Genomic DNA, 24324 nt, shown 5'->3' with positions numbered 1-24324 from the left:
GCCTGGCCCGGCACCGCCCTTCGGGTCCGCTCGGCTGGTGTGAGGCAACGGACCTGCCCGCCGCTTGATCCACTCGAAGGTGGGGAATCCGGCGTGGTCGCCGCGACGCCGGTGATCGGGCCTGTCGTCGCGGGCGGATAACCTCGCGGCGTGCCCCCGAAGAACGCCCGCGCCGCCCGGCCCGCATACCGCTGCGCCGATTGCGGCCACGAGGTCGCCAAGTGGGTCGGCCGCTGCCCGAGCTGCCAGGCGTGGGGCACCGTCGACGAGATGGCCGCGGCCCGCCCGGTGCTGACGAAGGTCGCGGCGGGCGCACCCGCCACCCCTGCCCGCCCCATCGCCGAGGTCGACCTCGACTCCGCCCGCGCCGTGTCCACCGGCATCGCGGAGCTGGACCGGGTGCTGGGCGGTGGCATCGTGCCGGGCGCGGTCGTGCTGCTGGCCGGCGAGCCAGGTGTGGGCAAGTCCACACTGCTGCTGGAGGTCGCGCACCGCTGGGCCGCGGGCGCATCACCGGGCCCGTCGCTCTACGTCACCGGCGAGGAATCCGCAGGTCAGGTTCGCCTTCGCGCGGAGCGCACCAACTCGGTGCACTCGGAGCTCTTCCTAGGCGCCGAGAGCAACCTCTCCGCCGTGCTCGGGCACGTCGACGCGGTGAAACCGGGCCTGCTGATCGTCGACTCGGTGCAGACCGTGCAGTCGCCCGAGGCCGACGGCAGCCCCGGCGGCGTCACGCAGGTCCGCGCGGTGACCACGGCGCTGGTGGCGCTCGCCAAGGAGCGCGGCCTGCCGGTGGTGCTGGTGGGGCACGTCACGAAGGACGGCGCGGTGGCCGGTCCGCGCGTGCTGGAGCACCTGGTCGACGTCGTGCTGCACTTCGAGGGCGACCGGCACTCGGCGCTGCGGATGCTGCGCGGCGTGAAGAACCGGTTCGGCCCCGCCGACGAGGTCGGCTGCTTCGAGCAGCGCGACGACGGCATCGCCGAAGTCCCGGACCCGTCCGGGCTGTTCATCAACCGCCAGGAGACACAGGTCGACGGCACCGCGGTGACCGTGATGGTGGAGGGCAAGCGCCCGCTGCTGGTGGAGGTCCAGTCGCTGGTGATGAAGACCCAGATGGCCATGCCGAGGCGCTCGGTCAGCGGCCTGGACTCGGCGCGGGTGTCGATGATGCTCGCGGTGCTGGGCAAGCACGGCCAGGTGCACACCGGCGACTGCGACGTGTTCGCCGCGACGGTCGGCGGCACGAAGGTGCACGAGCCCGCCGCGGACCTCGCGATCGCGCTGGCCATCGCCTCGTCGAGGAAGGGCAAGGCGCTCCCGGCGAACCTGATCGCGGTCGGTGAGGTGGGGCTGGCCGGGGAGATCCGGCGGGTCAGCGGCGTCGGGCGGCGGCTGGCGGAAGCGGCCAGGCTCGGCTTCGACCGGGCGCTGGTGCCGCCGGACGCAGGCCCGCTGCCGAAGGGCGTGCGCGCCACGGTGGTGTCGAACCTCGGCGAGGCGCTCACGATCGTGAGGTGCAAATGAGCCACGAGCAGCTGCGCGGCACACTCGCCCGGCTGGCGCCCGGAACCGCGCTGCGGGACGGGCTGGAGCGCATCCTGCGCGGGCGCACCGGCGGCCTGATCGTGCTCGGTTACGACCCGGCGGTCGAGGCGCTCTGCGACGGCGGATTCCACCTGGACATCGAGTTCAGCGCCACCCGGCTGCGCGAACTGTCCAAGATGGACGGCGCGGTGGTGCTGTCCACGGATGCCAAGCGGATCATGCGGGCGAACGTGCACCTGGTGCCCGACGCAAGCACCCCCACCGAGGAATCCGGCACCCGGCACCGCACGGCGGAGCGCACCGCGATCCAGACCGGCTACCCGGTGGTGTCCGTCAGCCAGTCGATGAGCATCATCAGCGTCTACACGCAGGGCCACCGGCACGTGCTGATCGGCTCGCCGGAGATCCTGTCCCGCGCGAACCAGGCGCTGGCGACCCTGGAGCGCTACACCGCGCGGCTGGCCGAGGTCGCGCAGACGCTGTCGGCGCTGGAGATCGAGGATTACGTGACGTTGCGCGACGCGATGACCGTCGTGCAACGGATGGAGATGGTGCGGCGGATCGCCGACGAGATCGAGGGCGACGTCGTCGAGCTGGGCAAGGACGGCCGGCTCATCGAGCTGCAGCTGGACGAGCTGATCGGCTCCTCGCGGGAAGCGCGCGACCGCCGGGGCCACGCCCGCGACGGCATCGACCTCGACCGGGAGCTGATCGTGCAGGAGTACCTGCCGACCAGCGGCGCGATGCCTACGTCGGAGCAGGTCGAGACGGCGCTGCGCAAGCTCGACGGCACGGAGCTGCTGGACCTGACCGCGATCGCCGGCGCCTTCGGCTACCCGGACACGCCGGAGGCGCTGGACCAGCACCTGACCCCGCGCGGCTACCGGCTGCTCGCCAGGGTGCCGCGGCTGCCCGCCACCGTCCGCCGGCAGCTGGTGGAGCACTTCGGCTCGCTGCAACGGCTGCTCGCGGCGACGGTGGACGAGCTGCGCGCGGTGGAGTCGATCGGCGACACGCGGGCGAGCCTGGTCCGGGAAGGCCTCTCCCGGCTCGCCGAATCATCCATAGTGGACCGGTTCCCCTGAGCCGCTGCAGTCTCGCCGATTTCGCCCGGGCTGCGTGCTCTGCCGGTCAGGATGCGGCGGTCAGGCGGAACGGGGTGGGCGAGCTGTTGAGCGCCGCGACCCTGGCCACCACCTGGTAGTCGCCCGCCGGTGCGCGCCCCGGCTCGTCCCGGCAGTCCGCTGTGGACATCTGGCCGGACCACTGGACGTCGTTGCGCACCGACTGCCCAGGCTGCAGCAGCGGCTGCTCGTTGGTCGACTCCGAGTAGCAGTCGTTGCTGGACCACACGTGCTTGCCGCCCGGGGTCGACACGGTCAGCTCGCGCAGCATCCGGTTGATGTCCCGCACGCACGCCCGGTCGCCCGCGTTGGTCACCACGATGCTCATGCCGATCCGCTCGCCCACCTTGAACTCCGGGCGGGCCACCTCGGCGACGACACGCATCGACTCGTCCGTGCACGGCGGCGGGGCGTCGGCCGCCACCGCGACCGGCGGACCCGGCGGTTTCGCCTGGGCCGCCTGGGGCTCCGAGGTGCCGCCGATCAAGGCGATCGCACCCCAGCCGATGAGGACCGCTGCGAGTACGGCCGCACCAATTGCCACCGCGCGGCGACGCCAGTACACCGCGGGCGGGAGCGGCCCGGTCGGATCAAGCACGACACGACAGTAACTCGATGACTACTCCGAACGGCATTACAATTGATCACCCAATTGGGCGTATCGCATTCGATCATGGCTACAGCACCCGATTCCGGGCCTCGCACCCGAGCACGCGGTTTCGCGGTGCCTGCGTGGACGGCGGTTTCTCGCGAAACCGCGCCCCCCGGAAGCGCGCGGGGGGCATTTTTGCAGGTAGCCAGGGCCGTCTCGGTTCCAGTCGGGTGGAACTCCGTGCGGCGGGCGGGGCGGCGCCAGGCGACAGGCTCGGACGTGGTTCCGCGAGGGTTCGGGGACCTGGCAGGATCGGTCGTGCCATGAAGACCACCGCCGCACATCCCACCGTCCCGCCCCTGGACCCGGTCGACTTGATCGATTGGTTCGCCGCGACCGCCCGACCGCTGCCGTGGCGCGCGCCCGGCACGACGGGTTGGGGCGTGCTGGTCAGCGAGACGATGCTGCAGCAGACCCCGGTCAACCGGGTCCAGCCGATCTGGGAGGAGTGGATGCGCCGCTGGCCGCGTCCCTCCGACCTCGCCACCGAGCCGCAGGGCGAGGTGCTGCGCGCCTGGGGGAAGCTCGGCTACCCGCGCCGGGCACTGCGGCTGCACGAGGCGGCCGCGACCATCGCCGCCGAGCACGGCGATGTCGTCCCGTCCGACGTCGACACCCTGCTGGCGCTGCCGGGCATCGGCGCCTACACCGCCCGGGCCGTGGCAGCCTTCGCCTACGGCAAGCGGGCGCCGGTGGTCGACACGAACGTCCGGCGGGTGGTAGCGCGCGCCGTGCACGGCGCCGGCGATGCCGGTCCGCCGTCGACCAAGCGCGATCTCGACGACGTCGACGTCCTGCTCCCGGCCGACGACGCCAGCGCCGCGAAGCTGTCGGCGGCGTTGATGGAGCTCGGCCAGGTGGTGTGCACCGTGCGGTCGCCGCGGTGCGAGGCCTGCCCGATCGCGCCCGACTGCGCGTGGCAGCACGCTGGCCGACCGGCCTACGCCGGGCCGCCGAAGAAGGTGCAGAAGTTCGCCGGCACCGATCGCCAAGTGCGCGGCAAGCTGCTGGACGTGCTGCGCGGTTCGACCGGCCCGGTGCTGCGCGAGCAGCTGGACGCCGTGTGGTCGGACGCCGGGCAGCGGGACCGGTGCCTGGACTCCCTGCTGGTGGACGGGCTCGTCGAGCAGACCGACGACGGCCGCTTCGCGCTCCCCGGCGAGCACTGATGGCGCAGGCGTTGGTGTCGTTCTTCGACGACGCAGCGGAATCCGGGATCCGGGCGTTCTGGCGCCGCTTGGACGACGCCGGGGTGCCGAGCATCGCCACCCGATCCGACGGCAAGCACCGTCCGCACGTGACCTTCGCGGCGGCGGCCGGGATTCCTACCGCCGCGCGCAAGGCGCTGCGCACCGAACTGGAGCTGCTGTCCATTCCGGACCTCTGGCTGCACACCCTGGGGACGTTCCCCGGCGAGGACCGGGTCCTTCTGCTGGGAGCGGTCGTAGACACCGAGCTGCTGGCGGTTCACTCGGCGGTGCACGACGCGCTGGCCGGGCGCGTACAGCACCCGTCCGCCTACTACTTCCCCGGCGCCTGGATCCCGCACTGCACGCTCGCCCAGGGCATCACCGACAACCAGCTGGCAGTGGGCTTCCGGGCCCTGCAACCGCCGGAGCCGGTGCGGGCGGGGATCAGCGAGATCGCCATCGTCGACACGCGAACCGGCGACACCGAAACCATCATCACCCGCTGATCTCGGGTTCCACGCAGCGCCGCTGCCGCGGACCGGACACGCCGACGGTGCGGATTTCGGCAAGAGCGACCCACCTGGCACGAGGCCGAACGTCGGCCTTAATCCACTTTGGACATGAGTTGCCGAGATCCGCGCGAGCAGCCACTTTGGACGCAGTCGTGCGCTCAGGAGGGTCAATGTACGTCGACGGCGTGGCCATCCTCGCCCGCGGAATCGCCGCCAGGGGCCCCGCGGGCATCGTCTTCGCCAACCTGGACCTGCGCGTCGAACCCGGCGCGCTCGCCGTGGTGGCCGGGCCCGCCGGCACGGGCCGCACGTCGCTGCTGCTCGCCCTGTCCGGTCGCCTCCCGCTGATCACGGGGTACCTGGACGTCTCCGGGCACGTGCTGCCCGCGCAGGCCAAGGCAGTGCGCCAGCTGATCCTCCCAGCCCGGCTGCGCCCGGGCTACGAGCTGGAGAACAAGCACCGGGTCCGCGAGGCGATCATGGAACGCCGCCTGATCAGCGGCGTCTCCGAGCGTTCCATCGATGCCGCGCTCGACAAGGTGCGGATCGCCCCGGACCGCACCGCGCTGATCGACGAGCTGCATCCCGCCGAACGGCTGCTGCTCGCCGTGGCGCTGACGGTCGCCGCCGAGCCCGCCGGGATCCTCGTCGACGACGTGGACGCCGGTCTCCCCATGTCCGCACGGGCGCAGGTGTGGGCGGGGCTGCGCGAGGTGACCCGCACCGGGATGACGGTGCTGGCCAGCGCCACCGATCCACCCTCCGGTGACGTCGAGCTGATCCCGCTGCCCGCGCGCGAACCCGACCGCCCCACGAAGGTGCTCGACCTGCAGGAAGAGGTCACCCGGTGAAAGCGTTCAAGCTGGCCTGGCTGGAGGTGCGGCGCTTCCGCGGGCCGCTGCGCCGTCTCGTGCCGTTCGTGCTGGTCCTGGTCCCGCTGCTGTACGGGTCGCTGTACCTGTGGTCGAACTGGGATCCCTACGGCCGGTTGAACCGGGTGCCGGTCGCGGTGGTCAACTCGGACCAGCCGGTGGACAGCCGCGGCGAGCACATCAACGCCGGCGAGCAGTTCGTCCAGCAGCTCAAGGCCACCGACATCTTCGAGTGGAACTTCGTGGACTCCGCCGAGGCCCGGCACGGGCTGCAGGAGGGCCGGTACTACTTCACGATCGAGGTCCCGTCGGACTTCAGCACGAAGCTGGCGACCGCGGCCGACCACAACCCGGAGCGCGCCTCGCTGCAGTTCGTCAAGAACGACGCGAACGGCTACACCGCCGGGATCATGGCCGACACGGTGCAGACCGAGCTGCAGAACCAGATCAACGCCGCCGCGCACGCCACCTACGCCCGCGCGCTCTACGGCGAGCTCGACCAGGCGCGCGGGAAGCTGCAGCTCGCTTCGGAAGCGTCGAAGCAGCTCGTCGAGGGCACTGATCTGAGCAAGCAGGGCACCGCCGCGCTTTCCAAGGGCCTCAACGGGGTTCGCGACGGCACCGGCGAGGTTTCGCGCGGCGTGCAGAGCATCTCCGACGCCACCGCGCAGTTGGACCAGCAGCTGCGCACGATCAACAACTTCACCGCCGAACGGCTGCCGGACGCGGTCAACGCACTGGTCAACGCGAGCAACGTGGCGGTCAACAGCCTGAGCACGATCAAGGCCACCACCGGTTTCCTCGGCCAGCGCGCGGCAGAAGGCCGTGCGGCCATCGAGGAACTCGGCCAGAAGCACCCCGAGATCGCACAGGATTCCGCGTACCAGCGAGCGCTGGACAACGCCCGCAAGCTCGCCGACTCCGCGTCCGGCGCCGACAAGGACGCCCAACAGGCCCTGGCCACCGCGCAGGACGCCAACGGCCAAGCGCTGGCCCTGCAGAAAAACGTCGGTCCGCTGCAGAGCCAGATCCGCGCGATCACCGCTCCGGCGGACACGCTGCGCGCGGGCGCGGCGGAACTCTCGGGCGGTTCCAACGGCATCACCAACGGCCTCAACACGCTGGCCGCGAGCAGCGGGGTGCTGGAGACCGGCACCGGACAGCTCAACGACGGCGCGAAGAACCTGCAGAAACTGGTCGACGACACGCTGGACAAGATCCCGCCGACGAACCCCACTGAGGTCGCTAACGCCGCGGATGTCCTCGGGTCGCCGACCGAGATCCACACCGAGAACCTCAACCCGGCCAACGTGTACGGGCGGGGGCTGGCGCCGTTCTTTTTCGCGATCGCCCTCTGGGTGTTCGGCCTGCTCGCGTACCTGCTGCTCAAACCGGTGAACCTGCGCGCGCTCGCGGACCGCGTCGGGGCGTTCACGATCGCGTTCGCCGGGTTCCTGCCCGCGGCGGTGCTGGGCGTGCTTGGCGGGCTCGTGCTGTACACGGTGGTCGACTTCGGGCTCGGGCTCGACCCGGTGCACGTTTGGTGGACGATCGGGCTGGTCAGCCTGGCCGCCGTCGCGTTCGTGGCGATCGACCACTTCCTGCGCACGGCGCTCGGCGCGGTCGGCGGCCTGTTGTCGCTGGTGCTGCTGATCATCCAGATCACCGCCTCGGGCGGCCTGTACCCGATGGAGACGACTCCGGTGCCGTTCCAGGCGATCCACCCGTTCCTGCCGATGAGCTACCTGGTGGACGGGCTGCGGGTGACGATCTCCGGCGGTATGGCGGAGCACCTGCTGCGCGACGTCGCGGTGCTGACGGGATTCCTGGTGGTCTTCCTGGCCTTCACCACGGTGGCGGTGCAACGCCAGCGGTCCTGGACGATCGCCCGCCTGCACCCGCAATTCGAGCTGTAACGATCACCGGTGACCTCCGGCCGCGCGGTCGCAGGTCACCCCTTCAGGCTCGTAGGCTGACTACATGGCTGTTGTGAAGATCAATGCAATCGAGGTTCCCGAGGGCTCCGGCCCGGAGTTGGAGAAGCGGTTCGCTTCGCGGCACGGCTCCGTGGACAGCGCTCCCGGCTTCCTCGGCTTCGAGCTGCTGCGCCCGGTCAAGGGCGAGGACCGGTACTTCGTCTACACGAAGTGGGAGTCCGAGGAGGCGTTCCAGGCGTGGGCCAGCGGCCCGGCCAAGGCGGCGCACGCGGGTGAGGCCAAGAACCCGGTGGCCACCGGCTCCAGCCTCCTGGAGTTCGAGGTCGTCCAGGAGTCCCACCCGGGTGCCTGACTCGCTCAGGGCTCGTGACTGCTTCGGGCTGCCCTGGCGGCCCGAAGCGCTCCCGAGCAATGGGCTGGGCGAACGCTGATCGTGCTGGGGTGTGTCAGCGCGTCAGGACGAGCGTGGCGAGGATCGCGCGGTGGTCGGCGCCCGCCACGTCGAAGGTCCGGTAGGACTGCGCGGCGATGCCCTTGCTGGTGAGCACGTGGTCGATCGTGACCGGCGGCGGGAACCAGGAGCCCGGACCCGGCCAGGTCGGGTGCAGACCGGCACCGGTGACCTCGGCGGCGTCGGTGTAGCCCTGGTTGAGCAGGTACTTGAGGCGGGTGTGGTCGAGGGTCGCGTTGAAGTCGCCCGCCAGCATCCGGGGCGTTCCGTCGGCGGCCGGTCCCGGTAACGCGCGCAGGTCGCTGGCCCAGACCTCGGCGGTGTCGTGGCCCATCGGGTACAGCGGGTGCGCCGCCACGATCTCGAAGTCCCGCGCCCCCGGCACCTGCACCCGTGCCGAAGGCTGGGCCAGCGTCGTCTGCGGCACCAGCGCCAGTTCCTGCAGCGGATAGCGGGAGGCGATCCCGGTGCCGTCCGCCTTCGGCCCCGGTTGGAACACCCGGTGCGGCAACACTTCGGCGAGTCCGGCGGCGTCCAGCGAGGCCACCATCTCGGGCGTGAGTTCCTGCAGGCTGAGCACGTCGACCTGGTTCTGCCGCACCAGGTTCACGACCTGCGCGGCGTCCGCGCCGCCGAAGTAGGCGTTCAGCGACAGCACCCGCAGCGGCACGCCCTGCGCCGGGGTCGTGTTTGGAATCGCCCTAGGCACGACCGACAGCGCCAGGGCCGCGGTGACCAGGCCGACGACGAGCGCGGTCAACCAGCGCCGCAGCACCAAGCCGAGCAACGCCAGCACGATGCCGACCAGCAACGCGTACTGGGTGAGCGCCACCAGCGCGACCGTGTACCGGTCGCCGTCCAATCCGGCCAGCGGCAGCGCCGCCCACACCAGGAAGCCGAACGTGGCCAACAGCAGCAGCACCGTGATCGCACGCCCACCGGGCTTTCGGCGCGGCCGGTGCTCCTGCTCCGGCTCGGCCAGCAACGTCTGATCCATGTGACTCCCCTTGTCGTCCGCCTCACCCAGCCTGTCAGCGAGCTGTGCGCGGCCTGTCAGGACCCTCGGCGACATTGGTGGGCGCAAGCCGAAGGAGGTTGCATGTCATTCGCGATCCACGTCAAGGGCCTGGTCAAACGGTTCGGCTCCACCACCGCGCTGGCCGGGGTCGATCTCGCCGTGCCCGCCGGGACGATCCTCGGCGTGCCCGCCGGGACGATCCTCGGCGTGCTCGGCCCCAACGGTGCGGGCAAGACCACAACGGGTCCGCATCTGGCCACGCTACTTCGGCCCGATGCCGGAACGGCCAGCGTCGCCGGGTACGACGTGCTCCGCCAGCCGGTCGCGGTGCGCAGCCGCATCGGGCTCACCGGCCAGTACGCCTCGGTCGACGAGGATCTGACGGGCTGGCTGCAGGCCTGGGTGAACGTCAACCCGGTCACCAAGCTCGCGGACACCGCGCGGCCTGATGATCGGCGGCCCGGTCGTCGGACCGCCGACAGCCACCCTGATCTGGACGGTGGCGATCATGGCGGTGTTCTTCCCGCTGGCGATGTGGGCCTACCGCCGCTGGATGTGATCAAGCGCCGCGTGCAAGCTTCGGGCCGCTATAGCAAGCCCAACGCACGCACGAGACCTGACCAAGCGGTGGCGGTGGCCTGATGAGTGGGTCGCCCGGGATCTCCCCCCCGACCGAAGCGGAATAATCTTCACGACAGCCCACGGTCGATCCCTCCCGCGTCGGGGGCGGGAGGGATCGATCGAGGGTTTTGCCACAACCCGCTGTCGCAGGTGGCGCACCTCGGACAAGATGATCAAACGGGACACGTCGACCCGCCGCAGCGACCGGCGTACTGGGCTTTCCAGCGGCGGAAGTAGCGGTAGGCGAGCACGGCCCACACCACGAATCCGAAGATCATCACGGCCAGTGGAACATCGCGTTCCCAAGCCCTTCGCGGGTACATCGAAACCGCGAACAGGGTCAGCACGGAGCCGGTCACCGCGATCGTGCCGGGAAGTCAGCGCGGACACCGCTTTCAGCTGGGCCTTGAGCTCGTCGTGCTGCGCGGACAGCGACCAGTACCAGGTCATCGCCGCCCCCAACCGGATTCCCGGTCCGCGTCGCCGACCTCGGTCGCCCAGTGCAGTGCCGCGATGATGTTGTCGTGATCGGCGTCCAGCCGGTTCAGCCACCCAACCTGCTCCGAGTAGTGCAGGCCGGGCTGCGGCGGTCTGAGCGTCCGGTGCCGCGGCATGGAGGTGCGATTCCCGTTGGTGAGCAACCGAAATCGGTCGTCGAGCCGATCGGCGACCTGGCGGATGCTCATCGCCCGCAGCCGGGCTGTCGCCCTGCGACGGAACTCGGCGGCGGCCTCGATCACGTGCTCGCAGTTGTCCAGCACCACCAACGCCGGTTCCGCCGCGAAACAGGGGCTGGCTGCTGATCGACGAATCGTCCTAAATGGACAGATGGTTCGAGCGGGCGTTGCAGCACCCGCAACCGTGGGTTCGGCGGGCCGTTCGCCCGCCACCGGCGGCGAACGGCCTGTCCGCAGCGCTAGAGGGAACCAGCGGTCCGTTCGCTCCATCCGGTTCCTGGCGCGAACGGACCGTTCGCGCCACCAAACGAAGTGAACAGGCCGTTCGCTCCGATGGACGGAGCAACGGGCCCGGATATGGCATAGATCACCGCCGCGCCGGCGGGAAGGCTGCTGCGGGCTGGAATCATGGAGCAAACGGACATTCTGCCGATCAGTCGTTCCGCCGTTGCGGCTCGCGTGCTCGCGGCCGCCTGCGGGGCGCGCAATCCCGGAGCCGCTCGCATGGATCTGACGACGTTAGCCGCCACCCCCGCCGAACCGACCGGCTTCACCGCCTGGGTGATCGCGGTGATGGAAGCTCTCGGCGGTCCCGGCGCCGGGCTGATTATCGCGCTAGAGAACCTGTTCCCGCCGCTGCCCAGCGAGGTGATCCTGCCGCTGGCCGGGTTCACCGCCAGCCAGGGCAGCATGTCGGTGATCGGCGCGATCTTCTGGACCACGCTCGGCTCGCTGGTGGGCGCGCTGGCGCTCTACGGGTTCGGCGCGACACTCGGCCGCGAGCGCACCCGCGCCATCGCCGCGAAGATCCCGCTGGTCAAGATCTCCGACATCGACAAGACCGAGGCCTGGTTCGCCAAGCACGGCGTCAAGGCGGTGTTCTTCGGGCGGATGATCCCGCTGTTCCGCAGCTTCGTCTCGCTGCCCGCCGGGGTCGAGCGCATGCGCCTGACCGCGTTCGTTCTGTTCACCACGCTCGGCAGCCTGATCTGGAACACCGCCTTCGTGCTGGCGGGCTACCTGCTGGGCCAGCACTGGTACCTGGTCGAGGAGTACGCGGGCCTGCTCTCCCGGGCGGTCCTGATCACGGCGGTCCTGACGGTCGTGGCGTTCGTGGTGGTCCGCGTCCGCAACAACCGCCGGGAACGCCAGCTGTCCGAATCCCCCACCGTTCAGCTCGCCCGGGTCAGCGCCGACGCCCCCACCGAAGAAATCCGCCGCATCCGCTGACCACACCACTCGTCCGGCCCAAGGGTGCCCCTCACCTCGAAAAGTCAGCGGAAGTCCGACGCCCAGGCCAGCCCGGAATCGAGCACTGCCCGCTCGGCCGACGCGTGCAGCCGGACCAGCGGAGGTCGGAGCCGCCCGGGACCGTGACGACGTTTGCCGACAGCAGCACGAGGTGCTCCACGCCTGCGGCTCGGGCGTCGTCCAGGAAACCGCCCACTCCGCCGCGATCGGGGTAGCGGAACACCTTGGAAATCCCGTCCAGCACCGACGCCGGTGGTCCGGCCAGATCACCGCGAACTATCTCGACCTGCTCCGGCAGCCGGACGGCGGCGGGATCGCGGCTGATCACCCGCGCGACCGCTCTGCGCCTCGAGCCCGACATCGACAGGCCCGACGCGAATCCGCGTCGACCCCGGAGAAAATCGGCCAACTCAGGCCGCACCCAGCCCCTTCCACCGTTCCCGTTGCTCAAGCCCCGTGCGTGCTTTCAGCCGCCATAGCACGCCATAGCACCCGAAAGCACTCACGGACCCCGACCGGCCGAACCCAGCTCCGGCGACAGCAGAAGGCCCCGCGCCCTTAGTGGGCGCGGGGCCTTCTGGTGGTGCGTCAGGCGGACTCGGTGCCCGTGTCCTCCTGCTTGTCGTCGGAGCTCGCCGAGACCGCGACCGGCGGGGCGTCCGGGACCAGCGACGGCTTCTGCTCGCCGCGGAAGGTGAAGTGGGCCTTGTCGTCGGCTCCTTCGCCGTCCCAGCCCTCGACGTCGACGATCACGATCTGGCCCGGCTGGACCTCGCCGAAGAGGATCTTCTCGGACAGCTTGTCCTCGATCTCCCGCTGGATCGTCCGGCGCAGCGGCCGCGCACCCAGCACCGGGTCGAACCCGCGCTTGGCCAGCAACTTCTTCGCCTTGTCCGTCAGCTCCAGGTCCATGTCCTTGGCCTTGAGCGCCTTCTCCACCCGGCCCGCGAGCAGATCAACCATCTGGATGATCTCGGCCTCCGTGAGCTGGTGGAACACGATCACATCATCGATGCGGTTGAGGAACTCCGGCCGGAAATGCTTCTTCATCTCCTCATTGACCTTGTTCTTCATCCGCTCGTAGTTGGAATCGGCGCCCTGACCACTGGAGAAGCCCAGACCAACAGCCTTGGAGATGTCCTGCGTACCGAGGTTCGAGGTGAAGATCAGCACCGTGTTCTTGAAGTCCACCGTCCGGCCCTGACCATCGGTCAGGCGGCCGTCCTCCAACACCTGCAACAGCGTGTTGTAGATCTCCTGGTGGGCCTTCTCGATCTCGTCGAAGAGCACCACCGAGAACGGCTTGCGCCGCACCTTCTCGGTGAGCTGGCCACCCTCCTCGTAACCGACGTACCCGGGCGGGGCACCGAAGAGCCGCGACGCGGTGTAGCGGTCGTGGAACTCGCCCATGTCGATCTGCACCAGCGCGTCGTCGTCACCGAAGAGGAACTCCGCCAACGCCTTCGACAGCTCTGTCTTCCCCACACCGGAGGGGCCAGCGAAGATGAACGACCCCGACGGACGCTTCGGGTCCTTCAGGCCCGCACGAGTGCGGCGGATCGCCTGCGACACGGCCTTGACCGCATCGTTCTGGCCGATGATGCGCTTGTGGAGCTCGTCCTCCATGCGCAGCAGCCGGGTTGTCTCCTCCTCGGTGAGCTTGAACACCGGGATACCCGTCCAGTTCGCCAGCACCTCGGCGATCTGCTCGTCGTCGACCTCGGCGACCACGTCCAGGTCACCGGCCTTCCACTGCTTCTCCCGCTCCTCCTTCTGGCCGAGGAGCTGCTTCTCCTCGTCCCGCAGGCGGGCGGCCCGCTCGAAGTCCTGCGCGTCGATCGCGGACTCCTTCTCCCGACGCACATCAGCGATCTTCTCGTCGAACTCCCGCAGGTCCGGCGGCGCGGTCATCCGGCGGATCCGCATCCGGGCACCGGCCTCGTCGATCAAGTCGATCGCCTTGTCCGGCAGGAACCGGTCGTTGATGTAGCGGTCGGCCAGACTCGCCGCCGCCACCAGCGCCGAATCCGTGATCGACACCCGGTGGTGCGCCTCGTAGCGGTCCCGCAGGCCCTTGAGGATCTCCACCGTGTGCTGCAACGACGGCTCACCGACCTGGATCGGCTGGAACCGGCGCTCCAACGCCGGGTCCTTCTCCACGTACTTGCGGTACTCCTCCAGCGTGGTGGCACCAATGGTCTGCAACTCACCACGGGCCAGCATCGGCTTGAGGATGCTCGCCGCATCAATCGCGCCCTCGGCGGCACCCGCACCCACCAGAGTGTGGATCTCGTCGATGAACAAGATGATGTCGCCGCGGGTCTTGATCTCCTTGAGCACCTTCTTCAAGCGCTCTTCGAAATCACCGCGGTAACGCGAACCAGCGACCAGCGATCCCAGATCCAGGGTGTAGAGCTGCTTGTCCTTCAGCGTCTCAGGCACCTCGCCCTTGACGACCTTCTGCGCCAATCCCTCAACGACCGCCGTCTTACCGACACCGGCCTCACCGATGAGCACCGGGTTGTTCTTGGTGCGCCGCGAGAGGACCTGCATGATCCGCTCGATTTCCTTCTCCCGGCCGATCACCGGGTCCAGCTTGCCTTCGCGGGCGCTCTGCGTCAGGTTCCGCCCGAACTGGTCCAGCACCAGCGACGACGACGGCGTGCCTTCACCGCGGCCACCAGCCTCGGCCGGCTCCTTGCCCTGGTAACCCGACAGCAACTGCAGCACCTGCTGGCGCACCCGGTTCAAATCCGCACCAAGCTTGACCAGCACCTGCGCGGCCACGCCCTCGCCCTCGCGGATCAACCCGAGCAGGATGTGTTCCGTACCGATGTAGTTGTGGCCGAGCTGCAACGCCTCACGCAGCGACAGCTCCAGCACCTTTTTCGCCCGTGGGGTGAACGGGATGTGTCCGCTCGGAGCCTGCTGCCCCTGGCCGATGATCTCCTCGACCTGTTGGCGCACGCCCTCAAGCGCGATACCCAGCGACTCCAACGCCTTGGCGGCGACACCCTCACCCTCGTGGATCAAGCCCAGGAGAATGTGCTCGGTGCCGATGTAGTTGTGGTTGAGCATCCGGGCCTCTTCTTGGGCCAGGACGACCACCCGCCTCGCGCGGTCGGTGAACCTCTCGAACATTCGCACTCCCTGACTGCTGCGCCGGCGGTCTCGTTCCGGGACACGGCTCCTGCATCGCCGATGCCCACGACGGGTTCAGCACTCTTGAGGACCACTGTAGTAGCCCCACCCGGTCGCGGTCCGTGCCCGCTACGGCCTACTGCCCAAATTCTTGCCTGGCACCCTGACCAACGACCCGCTGGCCTGCGGGATTCCGGATTTCGGCCGATCGGATAGCCCTGTCCGCTCAGCGCGAACAGACCCTACGAGCTGGACTGATCGGCGGACGCACCACGTCGGCCGCCGATCGGGACCACCATCGGGGTACCCGCCACGGGATCAGCAATCACCCGCGCGTTCAGCTCAAAAACCTCGGCCAACAGTTCCTCGGTGAGCACTTCGCCCGGCTCGCCCTCGGCGACGATCGCGCCGCCCTTCATCGCCACCAGCCGGTCGGCGTAGCGGGCGGCCAGGTTCAGGTCGTGCAGCACCATCACGACGGTACGGCCACTCTCGTCGTGCAGTCGTCCGACGAGCTCCAGCACGTCCACCTGGTGGGACAGGTCGAGGTAGGTGGTCGGCTCGTCGAGCAGCAGCAGGTCGGTGCCCTGCGCCAACGCCATAGACAGCCAGGCGCGCTGCCGCTGGCCGCCGGAGAGCTCGTCCAGCGTGCGGTCGGCGAGGTCCTCGATGCCGGTCATGCCCAGCGCCTCGGCCACCGCCGACTCGTCGTCCGAGGACCACTGCCGGTACCAGGACTGGTGCGGGTGCCGACCGCGGGCGACCAGGTCGGCCACGGTCAGGCCCTCGGGCGCCACCGGCGACTGCGGGAGCACCCCGAGCACCTTGGCGACTTCCTTGGTGGACATCTTGTGGATCTGCTTGCCGTCCAGCAGCACGTTGCCGCGCTTCGGGTGCAACAGGCGCCCCAGCGCGCGCAGCAGCGTCGACTTGCCACAGCCGTTCGGGCCGATCACCGCGGTGATGGTGCCGTCCACGACGTCGAAGTCCAGGCCGTCGACGATGACGCGGTCGCCGTAGGCCAACTGCAGGTCGCTGGCGTGCAGCCGCTGCCGTTCCCCATTGGCCGACACGGCGCGCTGGTCCTCAGCCTTCTCGCTGGACGTGGCGGATGCGGTCATGCGCGGACCTCCCGGTACCGACGGACGAGCAGGTAGATCAGGTACGGAGCGCCGAGGATGGCGGTGATGATGCCGACCGGGAGCTCCAGGCCGCCGAAGGCGGTCCGGGAGATCACGTCGGAGCCGACGACCAGCGCGGCACCCAGCACCGCCGCGGTGAGCAGCGGCGGGCGCGAGGTGCGCGCGACGCGCAGCGCGATCTGCGGGGTGGCCAGTGCGACGAACTGGATCGGCCCGGCCGCGGCGGTGGCGATCGACGCCAGCGCGACCGATGCCAGCAGCAGCGCGCCGCGCGAGAAGTCCATCCGGACGCCCAGCCCGCGTACCATGTCGTCGTCGAACTGCAGCGCCCCGAGCACATGCGTGCCGATCAGCGTCAGCGGGATCAGCACGACGAGGACGATGGCCACCGGGATCACGTGCTCCCAGCCGCGCGCGTTGAGGCTGCCCGTCAGCCACACCAGGGCCCGGCTCGCGTCGGTGACGTCGCCGACGGTCAGCAGCCAGTAGGTCGCGTTGCCCGCCAGCGCGCTGACACCGACGCCGACCAGCACCAGCCGGAAGGAGTCCACGCCGCGGCGGTAGGCCAGCGCGTAGACCGCGATGCCGGTGATCAGCCCGCCCGCCAGCGCCACCAGCGGCAGGCCGTAGTTCGCCAGCGCGCCCGCGAGGCTGCCCGCCGTGCCGCCGAGCACAATCACCAGGGTCGCGGCGGTGCCCGCGCCCCAGGTGATGCCGAGCATGTCCGGGCTGGCCAGCGGGTTGCGGGCGAGCGCCTGCATGATCGCTCCGGAGAGGCCGAGCGCGGCGCCGACCAACAGACCGGTCAGCGACCTCGGCAACCGCAATTCCCAGATGATGATCTGCTGCGCCCGATCGCCGCCGCCAAACAGCGTGTTGAGCACCTCCAGCGGGCTGATCTGGTACTCGCCGAGGCCGACGTTGAGCACGAAGACCGCCAGCAGCACGACCAAACCGCCCAGCAGCGCCACCAGGGGCCGCCAGCGCAGCACCGCGGAGAACGGGCCGAGCCGGACCGGTCGGCGACCGGCGACGCCTGACTGCTCGTTGTCGAGAACCCGGGTCACAACCGCACCAACTTCCGGCGGCGCACGAGCGCGATGAAAAACGGTGCGCCGACCATCGCCAGCATCACCCCGACCTGCACCTCGGACGGCCGCGCCACGATCCGGCCGAGGACGTCGGCGAGCAGCACCAGCGACGCGCCCAGCAGCCCGGCGAACGGGAGCAGCCAGCGGTAGTCGGCGCCGGTGAAGAAGCGGGCCGCGTGCGGCACGATCAGCCCGACGAACCCGATCGGCCCGCAGATCGCGACCGCCCCGCCCACCAGGATCGCGATCCCGGCGATGCCCGCCCGGCGCGCCCACTCGACGCGGTGGCCGAGCGAGCGGGCCACGTCGTCGCCCAGCGACAGGGCGTTGAGGCTGGACGCGTTGGCCAGCGCCAGCACGACGCCCACCACCAAGAACGGCAGCACCTGCGGGATCACCGCGGTGTCGGTGATCGCGATGGATCCGACCTTCCAGAACCGGTAGGTGTCCATAGTCTGCTGGTCTGAGATCACCAGCGCCGAGGTGATGGCCTGCAGCAGGTGGCTGATCGCGGTGCCGGCCAGCGCCAGCGTCACCGGTGTCGGGCCGCCGCGGCCGAGGGAGCCGATCGCGAACACCGCGAGCGCGCCCAGCAGCGCGCCGGCGAAGCCGAACCAGATGAAGCCGAGCAACGTGGTGACGCCGAAGGTGTAGACCGCGAGGACGACGGCCAGCGCCGCGCCCTGCGTGATGCCGAGGATGCCGGGGTCGGCGATCGGGTTGCGGGTGTGGCCCTGCATCAGCGCGCCCGCCAGGCCCAGCGCCGCGCCCGCGAGGACGCCGACGATCGTGCGCGGCACCCGCAGCTCGCGGATGATCAGGTCGTTCTCGGTACCGGTGGGCGCGAACAGCCCGGCCCACACGTCCTGCAGCGGGATCGTCTTGGCCCCGATCACCACGCTGAGCACGCAGGCGACCACCAGCACGGCCAGCAGGACCGCGATGCCGACGACCCGGCGGCGCCGGCGTTGTCGCAGGCGGGTGCCGCCAGCGGACACGAGCGCCGCACCGTGCCCGGATGCGCGAGGGCTGCCGACGGCCACGCTGCGACTCACGTCCCACTCCCTCTGCCACTCGTCCGGACCGCACTTAGGTTAGGCCCACCTAATGCCGAATCAACAGGGGTGGGTGGATTGTCCGATGTCACATATCGGCGCCCGGCGACGGCGACCGACGCCGGGCGCATCCGGAAAAAGGGCGACTGGGGCGACAATCGGACAGAACCTCGCGTTGATGATCGGTCGCGCTTTTCCGCCCGCTAAGCGGTGAATAGGGTTATCCGAACGCAACGAGGGGCGTTTGCCGGCTGGTGAGCCGCGCAAACGCCCCTCGACGGTTCCTTCAGTTCGCCTGGTGGTACTGCTCCACGATGTCGGCGGGGATACGACCCCGGTCCGACACCTTCAGGCCGCGCTTGCGAGCCCATTCCCGAATAGCCTGGTTCTGCTCGCGATCGGCACTCGTGGAGCCGCCAGCGGCACGCGCCGTGGCACCCGGGCGCGGCCCCGGCTTCTTGCGTCCGCCGGCCCGACGCGCGTTGGAGACGTAGTTCGCCAGGGCATCCCGCAACTCGCCGGCATTGTCGGCGGAAAGGTCGATCTGGTAGGCGACGCCGTCCAATCCGAACTCAACGGTTTCGTCGGCCTGCCCGCCGTCCAGATCGTCGACAAGAGTGACAGTAACCTTCTGCGCCATCTTCGAAGTCCTCCCCGGAGCCAAAAATTGTCAATTAGCGGGACAGCGACCATCCGCTAGGAGCGCAACTCCCTTGCGAGTACGTCAATAGCCGTCACCGGAACATTCTGAGCTCAGGTTAGCGCAGTAACTGCCCTATTGCACTCACCCGGGCCGGAAAATTCACCGATGTCCGCCCTGATCGGGTCATTCCGGGCGGACCAGTGGGAAGAGGATCGTCTCCCGGATACCCAGCCCGGTCAACGCCATCAACAACCGGTCGATACCCATTCCGACCCCACCGCTGGGTGGCATTCCATACTCCAGCGCCCGGAGAAAGTCCTCGTCGATCGGCATGGCCTCGTCATCACCCGCGGCCGCGAGAGCCGCCTGGTCCTCGAGCCGGGCGCGTTCCACGACCGGATCGACGAGTTCGGAGTATCCGGTGGCCAGCTCAAACCCGCGAACGTACAGGTCCCATTTCTCCGCCAACCCCGGCTCGCTGCGGTGTTGCCGGGTCAACGGCGAGGTCTCCAACGGGAAGTCTCGAACGAAGGTGGGCGCGGTCAAATGATCGCCGACCAGGTGCTCCCACAGCTCCTCGACGAGCTTTCCGTGACCGTGCGCGGGATCGGTCTGCAATCCGTAGGAGTCCGCGTGCTTGCGCAACGCCTCAACCGAAGTTTCCGGAGTGATCTCCGAATCCAGCGCTTCCGACAAGGAGTCGTACATCTTGATCGACTCCCACTCACCGGACAAGTCGTACTCGGCCCCATCGAACCAGGTGACCACCTGCGAACCCGCGACCGCTTCGGCCGCTTCCTGGATCAGCGACCTGGTGAGCGTCGCCATGTCGTCGTAATCCGCATACGCCTGGTAGAACTCCAACATCGCGAACTCGGGCGAGTGGGAAGAATCACTACCCTCGTTGCGAAAGTTCCGGTTGATCTCGAAAACCTTCTCGATCCCGCCGACGACGCATCGCTTCAGATACAACTCCGGCGCGATCCGCAGGAACAGGTCGATGTCGAAGGCGTTGGAATGCGTCGTGAACGGACGCGCGGCGGCACCGCCTTGCAACGTCTGCAACATCGGTGTTTCCACCTCGACGAAACCGCGCCGATTGAACGAATCGCGCAGCGAACTCTGCACCGCGGCGCGAGTACGAACCGTGTCGGCGGCTTGCTTGCGGACGATCAAGTCGACGTAGCGCTGCCGGACCCGGGTCTCCTCGCCGAGGTCCTTGTGCATCACCGGCAGCGGGCGCAGCGTCTTGGCCGCCATCCGCCACTCGTCGGCCATCACGGACAGCTCGCCGCGCCGGGAGGTGATCACCTCGCCGTGCACGAAGACGTGGTCGCCGAGGTCCACATCGCTCTTCCAGGACGCCAGGGCGTCCTCGCCGACCTGCTTGAGGCTGAGCATCGCCTGCAGCTCGGTGCCGTCGCCGCCGCGCAGCGTGGCGAAGCATAGCTTTCCGGTGTTGCGCAGGAACATCACGCGGCCCGCGACGCCGACCTGCTCGCCGGTGGCGGTATCGGGTGCCAGGTCCTGGTGGGTGGCGCGCACCTGGGACAGGCTGTGCGTGATCGGCAGGTTCACCGGGTACGGGTCGACTCCGGCGGCGAGCAGGCGCTCCCGCTTCTCCCGCCGGATCCGCATCTGTTCCGGCAGGTCATCGACGCCGTCAGCGCTGGCTGCCGGTGGGTTGGGAAGGTCCTGGTCAGTCACGGCCTCCAAGGGTACGTTTCGCCCTCCCACCACCCACCACCAGGAGCCTTTTCAGCGGTCGACACCACGATCCTGTTCCAGCTCGGCCCCGCTGCGGCGCGAGGGGTGGAACCTCGGACGCCTTCCCGACCCCGGGATCCCCGGTACGCGCACGACCAGTCCTCTCGGATCCCGAGGAGTCGGGACCTCCGGTGTCAGCGGAAGTTCCGGTCGAAGACGAGGCGGAGGCCGAGGAGGGTCAGGTCCGGGACGTGGTGGGTGATCGTCGTCGACTCGGTCACCACCAGCGGCGCCAGGCCGCCGGTGGCGATGACGGTGGTGGGGCCGCCGTGGGTGGACTCCAGCTCCGCGACGATGCGGCGCACCAGTCCGTCGACCTGACCCGCGAAGCCGAACAGGATGCCGGACTGCAGGCACTCCACGGTGTTCTTGCCGATCACCGATCGCGGCCGGACCAGCTCGACCTTGCGCAGCTGCGCGGCCCGCGAGGCCAAAGCGTCCAGCGAGATCTCGATGCCCGGGGCGAACGCCCCGCCCAGGAACTCGCCCTTGGCCGAGATGACGTCGATGTTCGTGGACGTGCCGAAGTCGACCACCGCGCAGTTGGTCGCGTGCAGGTGGTGCGCCGCCAGGGTGTTGATCACCCGGTCCGCGCCGACCTCCTTCGGGTTGTCCACCAGCAGCGGCACCCCCGTGCGTACGCCCGGCTCGACGACCACGCACGGCACGTCGCTCCAGTAGCGGCCAAGCATGACGCGGAGTTCGCGCAGCAGGGCGGGCACTGTGGACAGCGCCGCAATGCCGGTGATCTCGTCCGCGTAGTCCCCGAGCAGCCCGCGCATCGTCAGCGCCATCTCGTCGGCGGTCATCCGCGGCTCGGTGCGCACCCGCCAGTCCCGCACCAGCGTCGTGGCGACGTCCGCGACCTCGGGGCGGTCCGCGTAGAGGCCGAGCACGATGTTGGTGTTTCCGACGTCGATGGCGAGCAGCACCGTCGTTCGTCCCTTCGGTTGTCAGCGATCACGCGGGCGGTGGCGCCGCCGCGCTCGGCTGGGCTCTGACGTCAGGCAAGCGGCGACGCCGCTTCCTCTTTCACCACGCACTCAACCCGCACCGCCGCGCAAACCGGCCACGAACCCGCCGCGCAGAGCTCAGTGCTCCGGCTGTTGCAGGAGTGCGTCGAGCTTCGCGGCGTCGTCCGTCTCGGCCGTGGGGTCGGCGAGCACCGCCGCGCTGGTGAGGCCGGAACCCTCCGGGGCGCTACCCGGGTCGTCGCCCTGCTCCAGGATCCGGTTGTCCGCGTCGACGAAGATCACCTTCGGCCGCACCGAACGCGCCTCCATCTCGTCCATCACGCCGTAGGACAGCAGGATCACGATGTCGCCGGGCTCGATCAGGTGCGCGGCGGCGCCGTTGATACCGATCACCCCCGAGCCGCGCTCGCCGGTGATCACGTAGGTCTCCAGCCGCGCGCCGTTGGTGACGTCGACGATGGCGACCTGCTCGCCTTCCAGCAGGTCCGCGGCATCCATCAGGTTGGCGTCGACGGTCACCGAACCGACGTAGTGCAGATCGGCCTGGGTCACCGTGGCGCGGTGGATCTTGGACTTCAGCATGGTGCGGAACATCGCAGACCTCCTACTGCTGATACCGCGGTTTGCCGACGTATCTTGCGCGACGCCCGATCCGTCTCGACAGGCACCCGCGCGTTCGCCGCTTCATCTCTATTCCGACACGCCGGGGCTGCCCAGCAGCACCAGTGCGTTGTCGATCAACCTCGTCGATCCGACCTTGGCCGCCACCAGCAGCCGCGCCTCGCCACCTGCTGGGGCCGGGCCCAGCTCGGTGTCGCGCAGCTCCAGGTAGTCGACGTCCACCGACGGCTCCGTGGCCAGCACGGCACCGGCGGCGTTGAGCGCCGCATCCGCTCCCGCCGCCGCGGCGTGCGCCGCGGCGGTCAACGACGCGGAGAGCACCAGCGCCGCCTCGCGCTGCTCGGCGTTGAGGTAGGCGTTGCGGGAGGACAGCGCCAAGCCGTCCGCTTCCCGCACGGTGGGGATGCCCTGGATCCGGGCGTCCAGGTTCAGCTCCCGCGCCATCCGGCGGATCAGCACGAGCTGCTGGTAGTCCTTCTCGCCGAAGAACGCCAGGTCCGGCCGCACGACGTTGAGCAGCTTCAGGACCACTGTGAGCATCCCGTCGAAGTGCCCCTGCCGGGAGGCGCCCTCCAGCTGCACGCCCAGCGGTCCGGAGTGGACGGTGATCTGCGGGTCGGGGCCGTACATCGTGTCGACCGACGGCGCGAAGACCAGCTCCACCCCGGCTTCCCGGCACGCTTCCAGATCGGCCTCAAAGGTGCGCGGATAGCGGTCGAAGTCCTCGTTCGGTCCGAACTGCAGCGGGTTCACGAAGATCGACACGACGGTGACGGCGTTGATGTCCCGGGCCCGGCGGATCAGCTTCAGGTGGCCGCGGTGCAGCGCGCCCATCGTCGGCACCAGGTGGATCCGGCGGCCGGTGGCCCGCAGGGCGCGGGTGACGCGGGCCAGTTCGGCGGGCTCGCGGTGCACGGTCAGCTCGCCCCGCGCGAAACCCGGGCTTTCGCTCATGACGACTCCAGTGTCTGCAATGCTCATGAGGGCTCCTCGTCCAGCGCTTCGCGGACCGCCGCGGCCCCGTCCGCGCGCAGGATTCCGGCCTGCTCGGCGCGCTCCGCGGTCCGCTTCGCCAGCTCGCGGTAGCTGGCCACGGTTTCGGGGTTCTCCCCGCCCAGTGCGGCCAGGTGCGCGCGGACCGTGCCGGCGTCGCCGCGCATCACCGGACCGGTGATGGCGCGGTCGCCGAGGCGTAGCGCGTTGTCCAGCGAGGCGGACAGGATCGGTGCCATGACCCGGTCCGGGATTTCGATACCCGCGCCACGCAGCAGCTCGGCGCACTCGTTGACCAGGGTGATCAGGTGGTTGGCACCGTGGGTGAGCGCGGCGTGGTAGAGGCGGCGGGACTCCTCCGGCACCCGCACCGGCTCCATCCCGAGCTCCAGCGCCAACGCCTCCGCGACGTGCCAACCCGCGTCGTCCACACCGGACGCCGTGACGGCCATGCAGGCGTTGGCGAGGCGTTCGACGTCTTCCGCGCGGCCGGTGAAGGTCATGGCCGGGTGCAGCGCCAAGGGCAGCACGCCTACGTCGGCGGCCGGGGCGAGGACGTCCACGCCGTGCGCGCCGCAGGTGTGCACGAGAATCTGCCCGGCGCGCAGGGATCCGGTGGCGACCAGACCGCGGGCCAGCCCGGCGATGGCGTCGTCCGGCACCGCCAGCAGCACCAGATCGGCTTGCAGGGCCACCTCGTCGGGCGGCAGCACGGCGACCCCGGGGAGCAGTTCCTCGGCCCGGCGCAGCGACGCCTCGGAGACGGCGGAGACCGCGACGACCTGGTGACCCGCGCGTTGCAGCGCGGCACCCAGCACGGCACCGACCCGGCCGGCCGAGATGACTCCGACCCGCAGCCGAGGGCCCGTGCGACCAGCAGCCATTACCACGTCGTCCTCCCCTACCGTTCCAGTCCCAACCACCGGGTACCAGACAGCAGCGCGAGAGTAGCCCGCCGATCCCGCCGCCGTGTCCCCCAGGTGGCGAGAACCACGCAATCCCGGTCCTGACGCACACCCGTGGGTCCGCAATTTCAATGGAAAT

General features: G+C 69.6%; 23 protein-coding genes and 1 pseudogene. 9 read left to right on the top strand and 15 right to left on the bottom strand.

The features are described 5' to 3' along the window. Nucleotides 1-150: 150 nt before the first annotated feature. Both radA and disA read left to right on the top strand, forming a co-directional pair. Complete coding sequence (gene radA / locus SSPN_RS0120925) at nt 151-1527, top strand: DNA repair protein RadA (protein WP_010308208.1); 1377 nt, start codon at nt 151-153, stop codon at nt 1525-1527. Then, nucleotides 1524-2633, top strand: coding sequence for a DNA integrity scanning diadenylate cyclase DisA (disA, locus tag SSPN_RS0120920; RefSeq protein WP_010308205.1), 1110 nt, complete (start codon nt 1524-1526; stop codon nt 2631-2633). Before radA ends, disA begins: the two co-directional genes overlap by 4 nt. A 46-nt stretch (nt 2634-2679) precedes the next feature. Here the strand turns inward: disA and SSPN_RS0120915 are convergent, their stop codons facing one another. After that, nucleotides 2680-3270, bottom strand: coding sequence for a hypothetical protein (locus SSPN_RS0120915; RefSeq protein ID WP_010308201.1), 591 nt, complete (start codon nt 3268-3270; stop codon nt 2680-2682). A 317-nt stretch (nt 3271-3587) separates the two neighbouring features. Between SSPN_RS0120915 and SSPN_RS0120910 the strand changes: the two genes are divergently transcribed. From SSPN_RS0120910 to SSPN_RS0120890, 5 genes are all read left to right on the top strand, one after another. Continuing rightward, the gene (locus tag SSPN_RS0120910; RefSeq protein ID WP_010308197.1) at nt 3588-4493 is read left to right on the top strand and encodes an HhH-GPD family protein; all 906 of its coding nucleotides are present in this window, start codon (nt 3588-3590) and stop codon (nt 4491-4493) included. Next, entirely contained in the window at nt 4493-5020 is a 528-nt protein-coding gene (locus SSPN_RS0120905; protein WP_010308193.1) for a 2'-5' RNA ligase family protein, read from the top strand. Before SSPN_RS0120910 ends, SSPN_RS0120905 begins: the two co-directional genes overlap by 1 nt. A 176-nt stretch (nt 5021-5196) precedes the next feature. Then, nucleotides 5197-5877, top strand: a complete 681-nt coding sequence (locus SSPN_RS0120900) for an ATP-binding cassette domain-containing protein (protein ID WP_010308187.1) — start codon at nt 5197-5199, stop codon at nt 5875-5877. Beyond that, on the top strand, nt 5874-7814 hold the full coding sequence (locus tag SSPN_RS0120895; protein WP_010308182.1) for a YhgE/Pip domain-containing protein: 1941 nt from the start codon (nt 5874-5876) through the stop codon (nt 7812-7814). Before SSPN_RS0120900 ends, SSPN_RS0120895 begins: the two co-directional genes overlap by 4 nt. A 64-nt stretch (nt 7815-7878) precedes the next feature. Then, on the top strand, nt 7879-8187 hold the full coding sequence (locus SSPN_RS0120890; RefSeq protein ID WP_029535561.1) for an antibiotic biosynthesis monooxygenase family protein: 309 nt from the start codon (nt 7879-7881) through the stop codon (nt 8185-8187). A 94-nt stretch (nt 8188-8281) separates the two neighbouring features. Here the strand turns inward: SSPN_RS0120890 and SSPN_RS0120885 are convergent, their stop codons facing one another. Next, nucleotides 8282-9283 carry an endonuclease/exonuclease/phosphatase family protein gene (locus SSPN_RS0120885; RefSeq protein WP_010308175.1) on the bottom strand — a complete coding sequence of 334 codons (1002 nt, stop codon included), beginning with the start codon at nt 9281-9283 and terminating at the stop codon, nt 8282-8284. 102 nt (nt 9284-9385) lie between these two features. Here SSPN_RS0120885 and SSPN_RS51475 point away from each other — a divergent pair. After that, nucleotides 9386-9691: pseudogene (locus SSPN_RS51475) on the top strand (ATP-binding cassette domain-containing protein); the annotation flags it as partial. A gap of 407 nt (nt 9692-10098) precedes the next feature. Here the strand turns inward: SSPN_RS51475 and SSPN_RS0120875 are convergent. Both SSPN_RS0120875 and SSPN_RS0120870 read right to left on the bottom strand, forming a co-directional pair. After that, nucleotides 10099-10284, bottom strand: a complete 186-nt coding sequence (locus tag SSPN_RS0120875; protein ID WP_010308170.1) for a hypothetical protein — start codon at nt 10282-10284, stop codon at nt 10099-10101. Between the two features lie 87 nt (nt 10285-10371). Then, nucleotides 10372-10692 carry a transcriptional regulator gene (locus SSPN_RS0120870; RefSeq protein WP_010308169.1) on the bottom strand — a complete coding sequence of 107 codons (321 nt, stop codon included), beginning with the start codon at nt 10690-10692 and terminating at the stop codon, nt 10372-10374. A gap of 414 nt (nt 10693-11106) precedes the next feature. Between SSPN_RS0120870 and SSPN_RS0120865 the strand changes: the two genes are divergently transcribed. After that, complete coding sequence (locus tag SSPN_RS0120865) at nt 11107-11832, top strand: DedA family protein (RefSeq protein ID WP_044575236.1); 726 nt, start codon at nt 11107-11109, stop codon at nt 11830-11832. Between the two features lie 31 nt (nt 11833-11863). On the opposite strand, the gene SSPN_RS0120860 is transcribed toward SSPN_RS0120865, so the two are convergent. The 11 genes from SSPN_RS0120860 to SSPN_RS0120810 all read right to left on the bottom strand — a co-directional run bounded on the left by SSPN_RS0120860 (nt 11864) and on the right by SSPN_RS0120810 (nt 24164). Then, on the bottom strand, nt 11864-12181 hold the full coding sequence (locus tag SSPN_RS0120860) for an SDR family oxidoreductase (protein ID WP_010308162.1): 318 nt from the start codon (nt 12179-12181) through the stop codon (nt 11864-11866). A 260-nt stretch (nt 12182-12441) separates the two neighbouring features. Beyond that, nucleotides 12442-14994, bottom strand: a complete 2553-nt coding sequence (locus SSPN_RS0120855; protein WP_010308159.1) for an ATP-dependent Clp protease ATP-binding subunit — start codon at nt 14992-14994, stop codon at nt 12442-12444. A gap of 242 nt (nt 14995-15236) precedes the next feature. Continuing rightward, nucleotides 15237-16115, bottom strand: a complete 879-nt coding sequence (locus SSPN_RS0120850; protein WP_010308156.1) for an ABC transporter ATP-binding protein — start codon at nt 16113-16115, stop codon at nt 15237-15239. After that, nucleotides 16112-17203: a FecCD family ABC transporter permease gene (locus SSPN_RS0120845; protein ID WP_010308154.1), complete on the bottom strand. Its 1092-nt coding sequence runs from the start codon at nt 17201-17203 to the stop codon at nt 16112-16114. The genes SSPN_RS0120850 and SSPN_RS0120845 overlap by 4 nt, the downstream gene beginning before the upstream one ends. Continuing rightward, on the bottom strand, nt 17200-18282 hold the full coding sequence (locus tag SSPN_RS0120840; protein WP_010308151.1) for a FecCD family ABC transporter permease: 1083 nt from the start codon (nt 18280-18282) through the stop codon (nt 17200-17202). The genes SSPN_RS0120845 and SSPN_RS0120840 overlap by 4 nt, the downstream gene beginning before the upstream one ends. A gap of 286 nt (nt 18283-18568) precedes the next feature. After that, nucleotides 18569-18922, bottom strand: coding sequence for a histone-like nucleoid-structuring protein Lsr2 (locus SSPN_RS0120835; RefSeq protein WP_010308148.1), 354 nt, complete (start codon nt 18920-18922; stop codon nt 18569-18571). Nucleotides 18923-19108: 186 nt separating this feature from the next. Next, nucleotides 19109-20563, bottom strand: a complete 1455-nt coding sequence (gene lysS / locus SSPN_RS0120830) for a lysine--tRNA ligase (protein WP_085982145.1) — start codon at nt 20561-20563, stop codon at nt 19109-19111. A gap of 263 nt (nt 20564-20826) precedes the next feature. Next, nucleotides 20827-21624 (bottom strand): type III pantothenate kinase, encoded by a 798-nt coding sequence (locus tag SSPN_RS0120825; RefSeq protein ID WP_010308142.1) that lies wholly within the window; start codon nt 21622-21624, stop codon nt 20827-20829. A 159-nt stretch (nt 21625-21783) separates the two neighbouring features. Continuing rightward, a complete protein-coding gene (gene panD / locus SSPN_RS0120820) occupies nt 21784-22260 on the bottom strand; it encodes an aspartate 1-decarboxylase (protein ID WP_010308140.1) in 477 nt (158 codons plus the stop codon). A 96-nt stretch (nt 22261-22356) separates the two neighbouring features. Beyond that, nucleotides 22357-23268, bottom strand: a complete 912-nt coding sequence (panC, locus tag SSPN_RS0120815; protein ID WP_010308138.1) for a pantoate--beta-alanine ligase — start codon at nt 23266-23268, stop codon at nt 22357-22359. Next, a complete protein-coding gene (locus tag SSPN_RS0120810; protein WP_010308136.1) occupies nt 23265-24164 on the bottom strand; it encodes a Rossmann-like and DUF2520 domain-containing protein in 900 nt (299 codons plus the stop codon). The genes panC and SSPN_RS0120810 overlap by 4 nt, the downstream gene beginning before the upstream one ends. Between the last annotated feature and the right edge of the window lie 160 nt (nt 24165-24324).

It is taken from the genome of Saccharopolyspora spinosa NRRL 18395 (genome assembly GCF_000194155.1).
In the GTDB taxonomy this organism is placed as follows: Bacteria; Actinomycetota; Actinomycetes; order Mycobacteriales; family Pseudonocardiaceae; genus Saccharopolyspora; species Saccharopolyspora spinosa.
This window is presented reverse-complemented; position numbering and strand designations above follow the sequence as displayed.